This is a genomic window from Halorubrum sp. SD626R (assembly GCF_001261915.1).
In the GTDB taxonomy this organism is placed as follows: domain Archaea; phylum Halobacteriota; class Halobacteria; order Halobacteriales; family Haloferacaceae; genus Halorubrum.
The window spans coordinates 1-15,644 of the sequence record NZ_CVRT01000015.1 but is presented as its reverse complement, the minus strand read 5'-3'; the positions used below and the strand labels follow the sequence as shown (position 1 = coordinate 15,644).

18 protein-coding genes are annotated in these 15,644 nt (G+C 70.4%); 3 read left to right on the top strand and 15 right to left on the bottom strand.

Annotated features, from left to right (window positions below):
- Positions 1-97 precede the first annotated feature (97 nt).
- The 3 genes from SD626R_RS00765 to SD626R_RS00755 form a co-directional block, all read right to left on the bottom strand.
- Positions 98-442 (bottom strand): glutaredoxin family protein, encoded by a 345-nt coding sequence (locus SD626R_RS00765; protein ID WP_092562134.1) that lies wholly within the window; start codon positions 440-442, stop codon positions 98-100.
- Between the two features lie 95 nt (positions 443-537).
- Positions 538-1,173, bottom strand: a complete 636-nt coding sequence (gene gfcR, locus SD626R_RS00760; protein ID WP_092562131.1) for a transcriptional regulator GfcR — start codon at positions 1,171-1,173, stop codon at positions 538-540.
- Positions 1,160-2,230: a glucose 1-dehydrogenase gene (locus SD626R_RS00755; protein ID WP_092562128.1), complete on the bottom strand. Its 1,071-nt coding sequence runs from the start codon at positions 2,228-2,230 to the stop codon at positions 1,160-1,162. Before SD626R_RS00755 ends, gfcR begins: the two co-directional genes overlap by 14 nt.
- Before the next feature lie 106 nt (positions 2,231-2,336).
- Between SD626R_RS00755 and SD626R_RS00750 the strand changes: the two genes are divergently transcribed.
- Together SD626R_RS00750 and SD626R_RS00745 are read left to right on the top strand one after the other, a co-directional pair.
- Positions 2,337-3,137: an NRDE family protein gene (locus tag SD626R_RS00750; protein WP_092562125.1), complete on the top strand. Its 801-nt coding sequence runs from the start codon at positions 2,337-2,339 to the stop codon at positions 3,135-3,137.
- A gap of 103 nt (positions 3,138-3,240) precedes the next feature.
- Positions 3,241-3,594, top strand: coding sequence for a helix-turn-helix transcriptional regulator (locus SD626R_RS00745; protein ID WP_092562122.1), 354 nt, complete (start codon positions 3,241-3,243; stop codon positions 3,592-3,594).
- Between the two features lie 90 nt (positions 3,595-3,684).
- On the opposite strand, the gene SD626R_RS00740 is transcribed toward SD626R_RS00745, so the two are convergent.
- The 11 genes from SD626R_RS00740 to coaBC all read right to left on the bottom strand — a co-directional run bounded on the left by SD626R_RS00740 (position 3,685) and on the right by coaBC (position 14,531).
- The gene (locus SD626R_RS00740) at positions 3,685-3,927 is read right to left on the bottom strand and encodes a hypothetical protein (RefSeq protein ID WP_241996623.1); all 243 of its coding nucleotides are present in this window, start codon (positions 3,925-3,927) and stop codon (positions 3,685-3,687) included.
- A gap of 127 nt (positions 3,928-4,054) precedes the next feature.
- The gene (locus tag SD626R_RS00735; protein ID WP_092562116.1) at positions 4,055-5,845 is read right to left on the bottom strand and encodes a Na(+)/H(+) antiporter subunit D; all 1,791 of its coding nucleotides are present in this window, start codon (positions 5,843-5,845) and stop codon (positions 4,055-4,057) included.
- Positions 5,842-7,956 carry a proton-conducting transporter transmembrane domain-containing protein gene (locus SD626R_RS00730; protein WP_092562113.1) on the bottom strand — a complete coding sequence of 705 codons (2,115 nt, stop codon included), beginning with the start codon at positions 7,954-7,956 and terminating at the stop codon, positions 5,842-5,844. Before SD626R_RS00730 ends, SD626R_RS00735 begins: the two co-directional genes overlap by 4 nt.
- Positions 7,953-9,602, bottom strand: a complete 1,650-nt coding sequence (locus tag SD626R_RS00725; RefSeq protein ID WP_092562109.1) for a proton-conducting transporter transmembrane domain-containing protein — start codon at positions 9,600-9,602, stop codon at positions 7,953-7,955. The genes SD626R_RS00730 and SD626R_RS00725 overlap by 4 nt, the downstream gene beginning before the upstream one ends.
- The gene (locus tag SD626R_RS00720; protein WP_241996622.1) at positions 9,595-10,146 is read right to left on the bottom strand and encodes a cation:proton antiporter subunit C; all 552 of its coding nucleotides are present in this window, start codon (positions 10,144-10,146) and stop codon (positions 9,595-9,597) included. The genes SD626R_RS00725 and SD626R_RS00720 overlap by 8 nt, the downstream gene beginning before the upstream one ends.
- Positions 10,143-10,784, bottom strand: a complete 642-nt coding sequence (locus SD626R_RS00715) for an MnhB domain-containing protein (protein WP_092562106.1) — start codon at positions 10,782-10,784, stop codon at positions 10,143-10,145. Before SD626R_RS00715 ends, SD626R_RS00720 begins: the two co-directional genes overlap by 4 nt.
- Entirely contained in the window at positions 10,781-11,377 is a 597-nt protein-coding gene (locus tag SD626R_RS00710) for a DUF4040 domain-containing protein (RefSeq protein ID WP_092562103.1), read from the bottom strand. Before SD626R_RS00710 ends, SD626R_RS00715 begins: the two co-directional genes overlap by 4 nt.
- Positions 11,374-11,709, bottom strand: a complete 336-nt coding sequence (gene mnhG, locus SD626R_RS00705) for a monovalent cation/H(+) antiporter subunit G (RefSeq protein ID WP_092562100.1) — start codon at positions 11,707-11,709, stop codon at positions 11,374-11,376. The genes SD626R_RS00710 and mnhG overlap by 4 nt, the downstream gene beginning before the upstream one ends.
- On the bottom strand, positions 11,709-12,014 hold the full coding sequence (locus SD626R_RS00700; RefSeq protein ID WP_092562097.1) for a cation:proton antiporter: 306 nt from the start codon (positions 12,012-12,014) through the stop codon (positions 11,709-11,711). Before SD626R_RS00700 ends, mnhG begins: the two co-directional genes overlap by 1 nt.
- Entirely contained in the window at positions 12,011-13,219 is a 1,209-nt protein-coding gene (locus SD626R_RS00695) for a monovalent cation/H+ antiporter subunit E (protein WP_092562094.1), read from the bottom strand. The genes SD626R_RS00700 and SD626R_RS00695 overlap by 4 nt, the downstream gene beginning before the upstream one ends.
- Positions 13,220-13,355: 136 nt before the next feature.
- Positions 13,356-14,531, bottom strand: a complete 1,176-nt coding sequence (gene coaBC / locus SD626R_RS00690) for a bifunctional phosphopantothenoylcysteine decarboxylase/phosphopantothenate--cysteine ligase CoaBC (protein WP_092562091.1) — start codon at positions 14,529-14,531, stop codon at positions 13,356-13,358.
- A gap of 355 nt (positions 14,532-14,886) precedes the next feature.
- Here coaBC and SD626R_RS00685 point away from each other — a divergent pair, with 355 nt between their 5' ends.
- Positions 14,887-15,345, top strand: a complete 459-nt coding sequence (locus SD626R_RS00685; protein ID WP_092562088.1) for an OsmC family protein — start codon at positions 14,887-14,889, stop codon at positions 15,343-15,345.
- Positions 15,346-15,507: 162 nt separating this feature from the next.
- Here the strand turns inward: SD626R_RS00685 and SD626R_RS16205 are convergent.
- Positions 15,508-15,644, bottom strand: a 137-nt coding sequence (locus tag SD626R_RS16205; RefSeq protein WP_141651409.1) for a DUF63 family protein, incomplete at its 5' end; no start/stop codon positions are given.

Below are 15,644 nucleotides of genomic sequence, written 5' to 3'. Positions count from 1 at the left end.
GGTTACATGGCCTGCCCTTCGAGCATCACCGTTCGGACGCGCTGTCGCGTCTCGGCCGCGCCCGCAAGCGCGGTCCGCGCGACGTCATCCGCGTGAGTCACTCGGCTCCGAGTTCTGCGGCCAGCTCGCCGCGCTCCTCCAGTTCGCCGAGCACGTCGCTCCCGCCGACGAACTCGCCGTCGACGAACGTCTGCGGAATGGTCTCCCAGCCGCTGTGGGATTCGAGCGCCTCGCGGTACTGCGGGAGCGCGGGGAGCACGTCGACCGTCTCGAACTCCTCGACGTGCTGTGAGACGAGTTCGACCGCGCGCTGTGAGTAGCCGCACTGGGGCATCAGCCGGTTCCCCTTCATGAAGAGCACCACGTCGTTGTCGGCGATGGTCTCCTCGACGCGCTGTTCGATCTCCTCGGCGTCGGCGTCGGCTTCGGGACTGAACGTCATGAGGGCCCGTACGCGACGGCGAGGCAAATGGGTTCCGCACAGCCACGGAGACTATCCCAATCGATACCGCGCGCCCCGGCCGCGCAGTCGCGGACCTACTCGTCGCGGTCGACGCGGACGACGTCCACGAGCGAGTACACCGGAACGCCGTCGATGTCGTCGTATCCGCGCTTGTCGACGAGCACGACGCAGGCGACGGGCTCGCCGCCCTGCTCGCGGATCGCGTTGATCGACTCCCGCATCGTCGTCCCCGAGGTGATGATGTCGTCGACGACGTAGCAGTCGCGGTCGCGGATCGCCGCGAAGTTCCGGGAGAACCCGCCGCCCTGCTCGTCGATGTCGCCCTCCTCCCACTGGTGTTTGGCCGGGGCGTACGTCCCGAGGTCGGTGTCGAGCCGGTCCGCGACCGCGGTCGCGAGCGGCGCGCCGGCCTTCTCGATCCCGACGGTCAGGTCGACCGCCTCGCCCTGCTTCGCGAGGAGGTCGGCCATCGCGCTCGCGGCGAAGCCGAGCCGCGTCGAGTCGCGCCCCAGCGCCGACCAGTCGACGTGGATGTCGGCGGTCGTCCCGTCGGTCGGGGCGTCGGTCGCGGCGTTGCTCCCCCCGCCGCGCTCGACGAGCCAGCTCGCGGTCTCCCGGGAGACGTTCAGCTCGTCGGCGATCTCGCCCTTCGAGAGACCGTGCTCCGCGAGCTCGGCCGCGCTGTCTATCAGGTCGTCAACGTTCTTCATATGACCCGAATTCGACCGCCGTTTTAATAGTCGTGTCGTCATCCGCGAACGCGGCCTCGAACTCGTCGAGCCCGTAGACGCCCGTGACCAGATCGTCGAGGAACCCCCCGCCGAACCGCGACAGCGAGTCGGCGGCGGCCTCGAAGTGCTCGTAGCCGGAGTTGACGCTGCCGACGAGCGCTTTGTTGTGCAGGACGAGCTCGCGGTGGAGCCGCCCGCCGTCGATCTCGAACTCCCGGTCGCTCGGTACGCCGAGCAGCGCGCCCACCCCGTTCGGAGCGAGCGCCTCGATGGTCTCGAAGGCGTGCGGCGCGTGGCCGGTCGCCTCGAAGACGAAGTCCATCGGCTCGTGCGCCTCCGGGACGGACGGGACGGGCGTCTCGTCGGAGTTGAGGTACGTCGCGCCGAGCGATTCGATGATATCGATCGTCGGGTCCGGCCGCTCTCGGCGACCGAGACAGTAGGTCCGGTCGAAGTCGGCGTCGAGCGTCGCGACCGTGAGCAGGCCGAGCGAGCCGTTACCCAGGACGAGCGCGGACTCCGGCTCCCAGTGGAACCCCGACCGGCTGGCGAACGCGTGTTCGATCGCCTTCTCCGCGATCGAGACCGGCTCGACGAGGAATCCCCACTCGGCGAGCGCGGGCGGGATCTCGACCAGGAACTCCGCCGGACTGGTGAAGTACTCGGCCATGAAGCCGTGCGCGCCGACGATGCCGCGCTCGTGGTACTCGCCCTCCGGCGCCATGTCGGGCTCGCCGCGCGCGAAGTACTCGTTCGCGCCGTTGGGCGGGCGCCGGACCGTCGGCACGACCACGTCTCCGACCTCGAACGGCGTGTCGTTCGGGTCCTCCACGACGCCGACCGCCTCGTGACCCAACACGAGGTGGTCCTCTCCCGCGGGCGCGCCCCCGTGGGCCCCGGCGATGACCTCGTGATCCGTCCCGTCGACACCGACCCGGAGCGTCCGGACGAGCGCCTCCCCGGGCGCCGGCTCCGGTCGCGACTTCTCCGTCACGACCGGTTCCCCGGCCCCTTCGTACACGGCTATCGCGTCCATACGCGAACGGACGTGGTCAGCGACCAAAAGATTTCTTTTATTGTGAGTAAAGAATACGCCCTCCCCGACCGCGGGCGTTTCCTCCTCCTCGCTCGGAGAACCATCTGTGTGTACCCTCGCCCTCGCGTGGCGCGCGTTCGGCGACGCCCCCGTCGCGCTCGCCGCCAACCGCGACGAGGCGCTCGACCGGCCCGCGGAGCTGCCGGCGCCCCGCGAACCCGCCGACGGCGACGGCGTGCGATACGTCGCCCCGCGCGACGCCGAGGCCGGCGGGACGTGGATCGGTCTCTCGGCAGCCGGGGTCGCCGTCGCGGTCACCAACCGCTGGCTCGACGCCGACCGCGAGGGGGACCGCTCTAGGGGGCTCCTCGTCCGGGACTGCCTCGAAGCGGGCTCGGCCGAGGCCGCCGCGCGCGCCGTGGAGCGCGAGCTCGAAACTCGGTCGTACGACGGGTTCAACCTCGTGCTCGCGGACGACACCGCCGCCCTCGTGCTCTCGTACGACGGCGGCCTCACGGTCACCCGACTCGACCCCGGGGTCCACGTCGTCGGCAACGTCGGCGGCGTGGTGAACGGCGTCGAGCGGTTCGCGGTCCCGGAGCGGCGCCGGGAGTTCGGCGCGGAACGCGCCGACAGCGCGCGTCGGATCGCGGCCGCGTTGGTCCCCGAGCCGGGGGAATCGGGCGCGTCGTGGGTCGACCGCGCGAGCGGCGTCCTCGCGGACCACGAGTACGGCGCCTGTCTCCACGGCGACAGGTTCGGGACCCGGTCGTTCACCCGGATCCGGACGAGCGCCGATCCGGCGGCGTCTCCGGAGTTCGCGTACGCCGACGGCCCGCCCTGCGAGACGCCGACGGCGCCCGTGTCGATCCCGAGCGACTTCGGCGCGGCCGACACCGGGGAGTGACGCGGTCCGGGGACACCGAATCCGGGCGGCCTCCGTCGCCGCTCCTCCGGCCGCGACGGGACGGAAAGCCAGTTTTAAGCGAGTCGCGGGCGGGTGTTCGACCATGAGCGTGTCCGAACTCGAGGCCGAGCTGTCGGAGGACGAGCGGGCCGGCCTCGAACTCATCCGCGAGACCGGTGGCATCCACCAGAGCGACTTCTGGAAGGAACTCGACGTCTCCTCGCGCAAGGGGAGCCGCATCGCGGAGGCGTTAGAGGAGTCTGGACTCATCCAGCGGTCCGACACCGTCTACGACGGGCACAACACGTACTACTTGGAGCCCGCGCCCCGCGACCTCGACTTCTCGCTGCTGATGGCCGGCGACATGCTCTCGCCGTTCATCGGCGAGGAGGAGGTCGACCCGCAGGCGGACGCCTTCTCGCAGTGGATGATGAACCTCGCGTACGAGGAGTACTGAGTCGCCGCCGCGTCGGTCGATTCGCGGTTCCTCCGTTTAGACGGTCGGAGAGCTACGGGTCCGCCCGCCGATCGCGTATCGAGACGCGAGTCACGGCTCCGAGCTCACGTCGTCCCGCACCGTGACGTAAATGAGGAGCCCGAGCAGCCCGGGGACGAGACCGACGAAAAACAGCAGTCCGATACCGACGCCCCACTGCCACGCCCAGTCGCTCCCGCGGGATTTCGCGTCTCGGTACACCCATCGACCGACGAGGCCGAAGACGACGAGCAGTATGCCGAGGAGTATCAGCAGCTCGGGGCCGCCGGGCACCTGTAACGGTTGGAGGGACACACGCCAACCGGGCGACGGACCGGGCATAAGTTTTCTCACACAGTCGGTACTCCGTCTCACTGACTGGGCGGTTCACGTCCGACCGCGTGCGGAAGGCGAGATGTCGACGAAAGCGGATTAAATCCCCTCAGCCGAGCAGGAACGCGAACAGCGCGACGCCTGCCGCGAGCGTGAGGAAGAGGACGCTCCGGCCGATGCCGGTCCGGATCTCGACGTCGACGCCGAGTCCCGCGACGGCCGCCCGCGGGTGCATCGCGGTCCGCTTGACCGCGGCGACGAGCCGCATCACGGCGCGGTCGACGGCGGCCCACAGCTCCGTGACGCCCCACACCGACGCCCGGCCGAGGTAGAACGCGGCCGGGTACGTCACCGCGTCGACGTCGCGCATCCGGTGGGCGAGCCAGCCGAGCGGCCGCTTCAGCGCGAAGAAGCCGACGAACCCGGCGACGAGCAGCGCCGCGCTCTCGGTCAGGTGGCTCGTGCTGTACGGCTTGAAGTAGACGTCCTCGCTGAGGATGAGCTCCGTGAACGGCATCAGCTCAATCAGCTGGGTGTAGAAGACCCCGAAGAAGACGCAGGCCCCGCCGGCCAGTAGCATCCCGACCGTCTGGAACGGCGTGGCGTCCTTCGGCGATAGCGTCGCCGACCCGTGGAAGAACACGTAGTAGCCGAGCTTGATGAACGACATGAACGTCCCCACGCCGCCGAGGATCAGCAGCCACCAGAGGAGCCCGCCGTCCAGCAGGAGCACGTAGTTGTGGACCTCGTGCGCGGAGTCGATCACCATCCCCTTCGAGATGAACCCGTTGAACCCCGGGACCGCCGTAATCGAGGCCGCGCCGACGACGTAGACGAGGAAGGTGACGGGCATCTCCCGCCAGAGTCCGCCCATGTCGCGGATGTCCTCGACGCCGGTGCGGTAGATCACCACGCCGACGGCCATGAACAGGAGGCTCTTGTACAGCACGTTGTTGAACAGGTGCGCGAAGCCGCCGGTGACGGCGAACTCGCCGACGTACGTCGCGAGCCCGAACCCGGCCAGCATGTAGCCGAGCTGCGCCTGGATGTGGTACGAGAGGAGCCGGCGCGGGTCGTACTGGAGCAGCGCGAAGAAGGCGCCGTAGACGGCCATGAACCCCCCGAGATACGCCAGCCACATGCCGCCCTCGGGGAACGTCCGGTACATCACGTACGCCGCCGTCTTCGTCGTGAACACGGAGAGGAACACCGACGCCGCCACGTGCGGGCGCGGGTAGGTGTCCGGCAGCCACGTGTGCAGGAAGATGAACCCGCAGTTGACGCCGACGCCGATCGCCGCCAGCACCGTCGCCGAGGCGTGGATCCCGGTCGTCGACGAGAACAGGAATATCTCGGCGGCCGGCACGCTCCCGAGCATCGACGCGCCGTGGACGACGACCGCGCCGAGGAAGAACGTCCCCCCGATCCCGTGGAACAGCGCGTAGCGGTAGCCGGCCCGGACCGCGGCGCCCCCGTACTGCCACACCAGCAGCGTGCTGGTGACGGCCATCAGTTCCCAGAAGAAGATCAGGGTGAGCCAGTCGCCGGCGTAGATCGTCCCGAGCGTCGAGGAGACGTACACCAAGGCGAACGCCGTCACCCACTTGGGCGCCTCGGTGCCGTACGCGTACAGCACCGCCGCCGTCGCGAGGAAGCCGACGACGACGCCCATCAGCAGCGAGAACTGGTCGACGTTGAACAGGACCACGTCGAAGCCGAACAGCCGGGTCGCGAGATGTGTCCCCGTGCCGCCGTCGCCGAGCAGCACCGCCTGCGCGAAGACGAACGCCGTCGCCAGCGCGGCCGCCACGTGACCCGCCCGTCGCGGGAGCCCGAGCACGAGGAACGCCGCCGCCGCGAGCACGACGTACGGCGGCAGCGAGGTGAGAATCGGGTTCATGGCCGCATCACCTCCTCGGGAAGCCGCGTGTCGACGATGAGCTCGATCAGCTCCAGGAAGCCCATCTCGTAGGGGATCACGCCGAGCAGCACCGCGAGGCTCATCGCGGTGAGGATCGGCCCGAGCGTGAACCACGACGACTCGCGCCCGCGGAGGGCGTCGAGCCCGTCGACGTGGTGCCAGCCGCCCGCGGGCGGGCCCCCGGCGTGGTCGTGACCGTCGCCCTCGTCGCCGTGGTCGGTTCCGCCTTCAGCGCCGTCGCTCTCGGACGATTCGGTCCGCTCCGCCCCGTCGTCGTCCCGTCCCACGCCGAACGGCACGTCAGCGTCGGAGGGGCGCGCGTCGACCGCGTAGTCGCCGGTGTCGACGCGCTCCGCCGGCTCGGAGAAGTCCCGCTCGCTCGTGTTGAAGTCCGGCCGGACGACGCCCTCCTCGTCGGTCGGGAGGTCGTCGAGCTCCGCGTCTGGGATGTCGGAGTCCTCGGGGAGTTCGGCGTCGTCGCCCGCGGGTTCCGTCGCCGCTTCGTCGGCCGCTGCGTCGCCCTCGGCGCTCTCGACGACGTCGTCGATGTCTGCCCCGGCGTCGCTTTCGTCCTCGGGGTCGTCACCCCCGTCTTCCGATCGGCCCCCGTCGGTGGCCGCGTCGTCGCCTGCGCGGCCCCCGTCCGTCGCCGCCAGCGTCGAGCGCGACTCCCCGCCCAGCCGGAAGTCGACGAGCGGCTTCGCGTCGTGGTCGTCCTCCGCCTCGAAGAAGGCGGTGTAGATCACCGGCCAGAAGTACACGATGTTGAGGACGCCGGAGAGCAGCAGCGCGCCGACGAGGTAGTAGGCGACCGGGGTCAGCTGAGCGCCCATCCGGATCCCGCCGATCAGCATGTAGTACTTGCTGACGAACCCGGCCAACAGCGGGATCCCCGCCATCCCGAGCGAGGCGACAGTAAAGGCGCCCATCGTCAGGGGCATCCGCTTCCCGATCCCCGCCATCTCGGAGATGTAGTCGGTGTGCGTCGAGACGTGAAGGTTGCCGGCGCAGAAGAACAGGGTGAGCTTCATGAACGCGTGCGCCGGGATGTGGAGCAGCGCGCCGACGAGCCCGTACCAGCCGAACAACCCGAGCCCGAGGATGATGTAGCTCAGCTGGCTCACCGTCGAGTAGGCGAGGCGCTGTTTCAGGTGGTCCTTCCGCATGGCGATGATCGAGGCCGCCGTCAGCGTGATCGCGCCGATGGTCGAGAGGACCAGTCCGGCCGAGAAGCCGAACGGGAGCGAGAGATTAAAGACGAGCTCCGGGCCGAACACGTCGAGGACGACGCGCGAGACGCCGAACGCGCCGGACTTGACGACCGCGACCGCGTGGAGCAGCCCGGAGACGGGCGTCGGCGCCACCATCGCCTCGGGGAGCCACTGGTGGAGCGGCATGATCCCGGCCTTCACGCCGAACCCGATCGCCAGCAGGAAGAACGCGAGCATCGCGAGACCGGGGTCGGCGTTCGCCAGCTCCTGGATGCCGCCGGCCGTGAACGAGACGTTGCCGGCGATCAGGTAGACGAGGGCGGTGCCGGCGAGCACGAGCACCCCGCCGCCGAACATCGTGTACGCGAGGTACTTCCGGCCGGCCGAGCGCGCCTCCGGCGTCTCGTCGTGGGCGACGAGCGGGTACGTCGCGATCGAGAGGATCTCGTAGAAGACGAAGATCGTCACGAGGTTGCCCGCGAACGCGATCCCCATCGTCGCCGACAGCGACACCGCGAACGCCGCGAAGTACCGGGTCTGGTTCGTCTCGTCGTTCCCGCGCATGTAGCCGATGCTGTAAAACGAGGTGACGATCCAGAGGCCGCTGGCGAGGAACGCGAACAGCATGCCGAGCGCGTCGGCGCGGAGCGCGAACTCGACCCCGGGGAGGAACGCCCCGAGCGACCACTCGAAGACGGCGCCGTCGAGGACGGCGGGGAGCATCGAGGCGACGATCCCGAACTTCGCGACCGCCGCGGCGATCGTCCACCCCTCGCGGATGTCCGGGGAGCGGTGCGACGCGACGATGAGGAACGCCGCGACGAACGAGACGAGAACGGCCAGTAGGGGGCGTGGGTCTGAAATGAAAGCGTCAGTCATGCGAACACCTCCGTGAGGAACGGACCGAACCACTCGGCCAGCGCGAAGCCGGCGAAGCCGAGCGCGACCGTGACGAGCGCGGTGACGAGAAGCACCGCCAGCGACGCCGGCGGCACGCGGTCGGGCACCAGCGAGGGGCGCGGCGCGCCCGCGACGGGCGCGACTGGGGCTCCGCCCGCCGGCGTCTCGCCGTCACCCGAGTCGTCGCCGCCGTCGGCGACCACGCCGGCCGGGTCGTCGCTCGGACCGCCCGCGGGGTCGCCGCCGTGGTCGGCCGCCGCCTCGTCGGCGCGGCCGCCGGGGAGCCCGACGCCGGCGAAGTAGAACCGCTCGATCAGCCGCGCGACGTACGACAGCGTGAACAGGGTGCTGACGAAGATGACGGCGGCGATCCCGATCCCGGCCGGCCCGGCGCCGGCCATGCTCGACTCGACCGCGCCGACCCCGATGTACCACTTCCCGAGGAAGCCGACCGACGGCGGGATCCCGACGAGCCCGAGGCCGAGCAGGGCGATCGCCCCGGCGGTGAACGGCGCCTCGCGCGCGGCGCTCGCGGCGTCCTCGATCCGCCGGACGCCGTAGCCGAGCGCGAGGGTGCCGATCCCGAGGAACAGCCCGAACTTCAGCAGGCCGTGGCCGATCAGGTGGACGATCCCGCCGAGCAGCGCGGTCTCGTTCGCTAACGCGATCGCGGCCCCGATCATCCCGAACTGCGCGACCGAGGAGTAGGCGAACATCCGCTTGAGGTCCGACTGCATCGCGGCGAGCACCGAGCCGGCGAGGATCGACGCCCCGGAGACGACGAGCATCGCCGTCGTGATCGCGTCGTTCGCGGCGAGGAAGTCGACGGTGAAGACGGTGTACGTCACCCGGATCAGCGCGTACGCGCTCGTCGTCGACACGAGCGCCGCCACGACCGCCGTGACGGCGTCGGGCGCGCGCTGGTAGGCGTCCGGCTGCCAGGTGTGGACCGGGAATAAGGCGATCTTCAGCGCGAGCCCGGCGACGATCAGCGCGTAGCTCGCCTGGATCAGCGGGTCGCCGTACCCCGCCTGCGCGAGGATCTGCTCGCGCATGTCGACCATGTTCAGCGTCCCCGTCGCGAGGAAGGCGTAGCCGACGCCGACGAGGTACAACGAGGCGCCGACCGTCCCGACGACGAGGTACTTCAGCGAGGCGTACGCGCTCGCCCCGGAGCGGTCGGCCGCGATGAGCGCGTACGTCGTGATCCCGACGATCTCCAGGAAGACGAACATGTTGAACAGGTCGCCCGTGAGCGCCATCCCCGAGAGCCCGCCGACGAGGAGGAGGTAGGCGCTGTAGAACGGGTTCCCGCGCGGGCCCGCCACCCGCGAGAAGGCGAGCGTCGCCAGCGAGACGAGCGCGATCAGCGCGAGCACCGCGGCCGACAGCGGGTCGGCCACGAGCTCGATCCCGATCGGGGGTTGATAGGTGCCGAGCGCGTGGCTGAGCCGCCCCCCGACCGCGACCTCGGCGGCGATCGCGGCCGCGATGCCGACCACCGCGGTCGTCGCGACCGCCGCGATCGGCCAGCCGACGTCGTCGTACCGCAGGCCGAGCGCGATCGGCAGCGTGGCCGCCACGATCGGGACGGCGATCGCCAGCGGGAGGAGGACGTCAGTCATCGCTCACACCCCCGTCGGTCGCGGCGTCGTCGCCGCCGACGGACGCCTCGACGTCCGCCCGGTCGACGCCCGACCCGTCCGCGTCGCCCTCAGTCTTCGGGCCGGCCGGGAGCGACCCCTCGTCGCGCATCAGCTCGCGGAGGACGTCGGTCCGCAGCGTCCCGTACTCGTCGTAGATGCGGATACAGAGCGCGAGCCCCACGGCCGTGAGACTCACCCCGACGACGATGGCGGTGAGCACGATCACGTGCGGGAGCGGGCTGACGAACGTCCCGCCCTCGGGCCCCCCGGAGGGGACGATCGGTATCGCGCCGCCCTCGACGTACGCGGAGGCGATGAACAGCAGGAATATCGCCGTCTGGAACAGGTTGAGCCCGATGATCTTCTTCACGAGGTTGGGGTTCGCTATCATCATGTAGAGGCCGACGCAGAGCAGCGCCGCGAACGCGACGTAGGCGTGTCTCGTCGCGAGGACCTCGAACGCTCCCGGGGACGCGAGGGCGGCGAGGTCGCTGGACGAGACGGCGAGCGCGGCGCCCGTCATCGCTCACCCCCGTCGGCGGCCGCGGTGCGGTCCGCCTCCGGACTGCCGGATTCGCCCGCGAGCTCGTCGGCGTCTTCGTCGACCGGGCCGCCGTCGCCGAACCCGCTCCCGTCCGAGTCGAACCCGTTCGCGAGCAGGAAGAACAGCCCCATGAGCACGCCGCTCACGATGGCCGCGATGCCGAAGACCTCGACGCTCTCTAACCCGTACTTCACCGGGATCGGCAGGAGGTCGTACTGGAGGAACGCGCCGCCACGCGCCACCGGTAGCAGTCCGATACCCGCGAACGCCAGCGCGCCGCCGACCGCGAGCGCGACGACGACGGTGTTGGCGAGCCACTCCCGGGTCGCCTCGATGCCGAACGCGAACGCGATCATGAACACGACCGCGGCCATGATCGCGCCGCCCTGGAACCCGCCGCCGGGCGACCCCGCCCCGTGGAAGGTGATGAACAGGCCGTAGGTGAACGCGAACGGGGCCACGATCTTCACCGTCGGCATGATCACCTGGCTCTCCGTGTACGGCGTCCCCTGACGCCGTTCGGAGTCGAGGCGTCCGGACCGGTCGCGCGCCCGGTGGGGCGGGACGTCGTCCGCGTCGTCGTCAGCGGTCTCGTCCCCGGGGCGAACGTCGCTCATGCGAACACCTCTCGATGGAGCACGATGAGGGCCGCGATCCCGCCGGCGAAGACGACGACCGCCTCGCCGAAGGTGTCGAACCCGCGGAACGCCGCCAACACGGCCATCACCGTGTTCTCGACGCCGGTCTGCGCGTACGACTCGCTGAGGTACCACTGGCTCACCTCGGGGTTCGACCACACCGGCGCGTCGGGCGAGCCGACCGCCGGGATGTCCCCCATCGTGAGCAGGAGTCCCCCGAACAGGATCCCGACCGCGCCCACGGCCGGGAGGTTCACCGACTCGAAGGCGACGTCGTGGTCGATCCGCGTCGTCTTCGCGAGGGTCAGGAGCAGGAGGACGGTGGTCACGCCGGCGGAGATCGCCGCCTCCGTCAGCGCGACGTCCGGCGCCCGGTAGAACGTGTACAGCGCGGCCATGCCGAGGCTGTACGCCCCGAAGACGATGACCGCCGCGAGCACGTCGCGCGCAAGCGCCGTCGCCAGCGCGGTCAACACGACGAACGCGAGCAGGCTGGCCTCGATGGCCGTGATCTGGGCGACGACGGGAACTTGGACGGGCGCCGACGGCGCGAGGGCGATCGCTCCCGTCATCGCCGATCGTCCCCCTCGGTCCATGGGACGATCCCCTCCTCGAAGGCGGCCCGGGCGATCGCGTGGGCCGCCGTCGGGTTCGTGACGAAGATGAAGAACAACAGCAGCACCGACTTGAAGCCGGCGCCCTCCCAGCCGACGGCGAGCGCGACGGCGGCGAGCCCGAAGCCGGCCCCGAGCGTGTCGGCCTGCGAGGCCGTGTGGGCCCGCGAGTAGACGTCGGGGAGGCGGAGCACGCCCGTCATGGAGACGAACGAGAAGAACAGCCCGAGCAGCGTGAACGCGACGATCAGGCCGACGCGGAGGGTGCCGACCGTTCCGAGCGAGTCCATCACAGCACACCACCCCGCTCGACCGTGAACTTCGAGATGGCGATCGCCATCAGGAAGTTCAACAGCGCGTACACCAAGGCGATGTCGAGGAACGTCGGCTCCGACAGCGCCGCGGCCAGGATCGCGAGGATGACGACGGTGTTCGTCCCGAGGACGTTCACCGCGAGCACCCGGTCCTGCATCGTCGGCCCCTTCACCGCGCGGTAGAGCATGCCGATCGCCAGCACGGTGAACCCGGCGGCCGCCAGGAGCAGGAAGTCGCTGACCGTGTAGCCGGCGGCGAGCGTGGCGTCGACGAACGTCACGCGTCGGTCACCTCCTCCTCGGCGACGTCGGTGGCGTCATCGTCACGTCCGTCGGGGACCGCGCCGCCGTCCCCGGCGGCGATAGGAAGCTCCTCGGTCGCGTCGGGACCCTGCAGGATCGCGTAGTCGTCGCGCTCGCGCGGCGTCGGCGGGCGGGCCGCCGAGCGCCCGTAGTAGACGAACCGCGTCCACCGCTCCAGCGAGCCGTCGAACAGCCCCTCGCGGGCCCACGGCAGCAGCGAGTGGACGTAGAGGTCGCTGTCGCGGGCGCGGACCGTCAGGGTCCCCGGCGTCAGCGTGATGGAGTTCGCGAGCGTCATCAGCGGGAGCCCGCTCCCGACGATCACGCGGACGCGGTTCATCGTCGGGTCGATAGGGAGCCGCGGGTCGAGTATCACGCGGGCCACTACCAAGTTCGCCACGAGGATCTCGTACAGGAGGACGGGGACGTAGATCGCGCCGCGGACCAGCCGCAGCGGCGTTCGCGGGACCGCCGGGTCGGCGTCGAAGCTGATCCGCGAGAGGGTGATCGAGACGATCGCGGCGGTCGCGACGCCCGTCGCCCAGTCGAACCAGTAGAGGGGGTCGCCGAGCACGAAGTAGAAGGCGAGCGAGAGGCCGAACATCGCCGCGAACCGCACCCCGGTCGCCTCGCTCCGGAGCCGCTCCGGTCGAGTCGGGCGCCCCACGGGGGCCGTCCGGACGTCCAGCGAGGTGTTCGACAGCGCGAACTCCAGCGGCTGGAGCAGCGTCGTGTTGCCGACCGGCGTGTACTCGGGGTCGAGCACCACCGCGTCGGCGCCGTGCTCCTCGGCGTACCCCGCGAGCACCTCAACGTAATCCTCCGGACCGAACAGGTATCCCTCCGCGCCGATCAGCGCCGAGACGACCGTCACGCCGTCGCCCGCGTCGCCGTCGGCGTCGTCGAGGTCCGCCTCCGCCCACGCGACCACCCGTTCGAGGACGCGCCGGGCCTCGGCGGTGCGGTCGTCTGACCCCGGGTCGCCGTCGCGCCACGAGGCGATCTCCACGAAGTGGATCGCGGAGAACTCGCCGTCGACGGCCGCCTCGACGACGTGCGAGACCGTCGCCCGGAGGGTCGGCGACGGCTCGACGGGGACGACGACCGCCGACTGCGGCTCCGAGCCGGTCTCGTCGCTCCCGCCGGCCTCGGCCGCGACCGTGGCGTCAGTCACCCACCACACCTCCGACGGGTTCGGGGTCCACCGTCTCTGTGCACATGGGTATCTCTACCGGGATCCTTTCTCTACCGCCTCAAAACAGTTTGTATCCCAGCCGGTCTCGAACGGGGGGACGGCACCGCCGCCCTCGGCGAGTCCGTCACGTCTCCGCTCTCCGCCCGAGCGCGGCCGAGAGCCGGTCGGCGATCCGCCCGGCGACCTCGTCCTTCGAGCCGGCCGCCTCCTCCGGCTCCGTCCCCTCGTCGCCGACGAGGAGGACGCGGGTCTCGTCGCCGCCCATCACGCTCGCGTCGTTGGCGACGACGAACGCGAGGTCGACGCGGTCCCGAATCCGCTCGGCCTCCGCGACCATCGCGGCGTCGTCGCCCGACGTCTCGGCCTTGAACCCGACGATCGGCAGGTCCGGGTACGCCTCCCGCACCGAGTCGATGAGCTTCGGCGTGGGGCGGAGGTCGACGGAGAGCGGCGACCCGGACCGGATCTTCTCGTCGACCGCGTCGGCGGTGAAGTCGGAGATGGCCGCCGCGGACACCAGCGCGTCCGCCGTGGCCGCGGTCCGCCGGCAGGCCGCCATCATCTCGTCGGCGGTCTCGACGGCGACGACGTCGGCGTAGGGGACCTCCGGACCGTCCTGCACCAGCGTCACCTTCGCGCCGCGGACGTAGAGCGCGCGGGCGACCGCCCGGCCCGTCTTCCCCGAGGCCCGATTCGTGAGGATCCGGATCGGGTCGATGCGCTCCTTCGTCGCGCCCGCCGTGACCACGACGTGCGCGCCCGACAACGACTGCGGGGTCGTCGCGCGGGCGACCTCGGTGACGATCTCCGACTCGGCGGCGACCTTCGCTTTCCCCTCCTCGATCCGCGGGTCCGCGAACGTCACGCCCCACGCCTCCAGCCGGTCGAGCGCCGCTAACACGCCCGGGTGGTCGTACATCGGCTCGTGCATCGCGGGCGCCATCACCACGGGCATCCCGGCTCCGAGCGCGGTGGTCGCGCAGGTCGTGACGGGCGTGTCGTCGATCGCGCCGGCGACCTTCCCCGCGGTGTTCGCGGTCGCGGGCGCCAAGAGGAGCACGTCGGCCCACCCCTCGCGGCCGCACAGCTCCACGTGTTCCACGTCGCCCGTTATCTCGGTGACGACGGGCTCGTCGGTCGCGAAGTCGACCGCCCACGGGTGGATTATGTCCGTCGCCGCCGGGGACATGACGGCGCGGACGCTCGCGCCCTGCCGGCGGAGCTCGTGGGCGAGTTCGACGACTTTCACCGCCGCGATGCTCCCCGAGACGCCGAGCGCGACGTTGACCCCCTCTAGCATTACCGAGACCGTTCCGCCCCCGGCGGCTTATAACGTGTCGTTGCGGAGCGGTGACGGTCCGGTCGGGGTCAGCGCGATACGGGTCGCGATGGACGGCAGCGCGACACGCCGCGTCACGCGCGAGTCGGACCTCGCCGTCCGGTGAGACCGTTTCCCTCCCGGCAGCGATTTTGGAAGTGAACGCGGAACTCGCCGCTATCCGGGACGCGTCACGTCGACATGGACCGTCTAAGGAAGCTCGAACGGGGGTTTCAGCGCCCACGAACGCCGTTCGAGCGAGGCGCCGGCGTCACGGGTACCGGCACGAACGCCACCCAGTTGACGGTTTAACCGCGTCCGACCGTTAACGCGTCTAATGAGCGACTCTGACACGACGCAGCGAATGAGCGTGCGCGGCGAGAGCGACGGGGTATCGAAGTTCGTCGCCGAGACCCGGGGCCACGAACTGGTGATGGACGACCCCGAGGCGATGGGCGGCGAGGACGCGGGCGCGATGCCGGTCGAGTACCTCCTCGCCGCTTGGACCGGCTGTCTCAACGCGACGGTCCGCGCGGTGGCGCCGGACTTCGACCTCACCGTCGAGAGCGTCGCCGTCGAGGCGGCCGGCGAGTTCGACCCCCGCAAACACCTCGGCCACGCCGAGGAGCCCCGCGCCGGCTACCGAGGCGTGGAGGCGACCGTCGACGTCGACTTCGCCGAACCCGTCGAAGACGACACGCTCGCAGAGTTCACCGCCGCCGTCGAGGAGCGGTGTCCGGTAAGCGACAACCTCGCGGCCGAGACGCCGACCGACGTGACGCTCCAGCGAGAGTAGACGGCTGCGCGCGATACGGATTCGTTTTAAATATCGGCCGGTCGCTGACTACCGACCGGTCCCAGGCGATCGATCCGGACCGAACGACGCGTCGTCGACGGAACGGGTTTCGGAGGTCCGACCGCCCGCGACCCTCGTCCACTGAGGGGCACGCTCGCCCGTTTAAATACCGAACGTCGCACGGAGCATGTCCCGCGTGCCCGGCCCGAGCCCCACGGCCAGCACCGTGATAAGCAGCATCAGCGTGTACCGCGGCGACTCCTCGAACATCTCGCCGTTGAACACCCAGACGACGAACG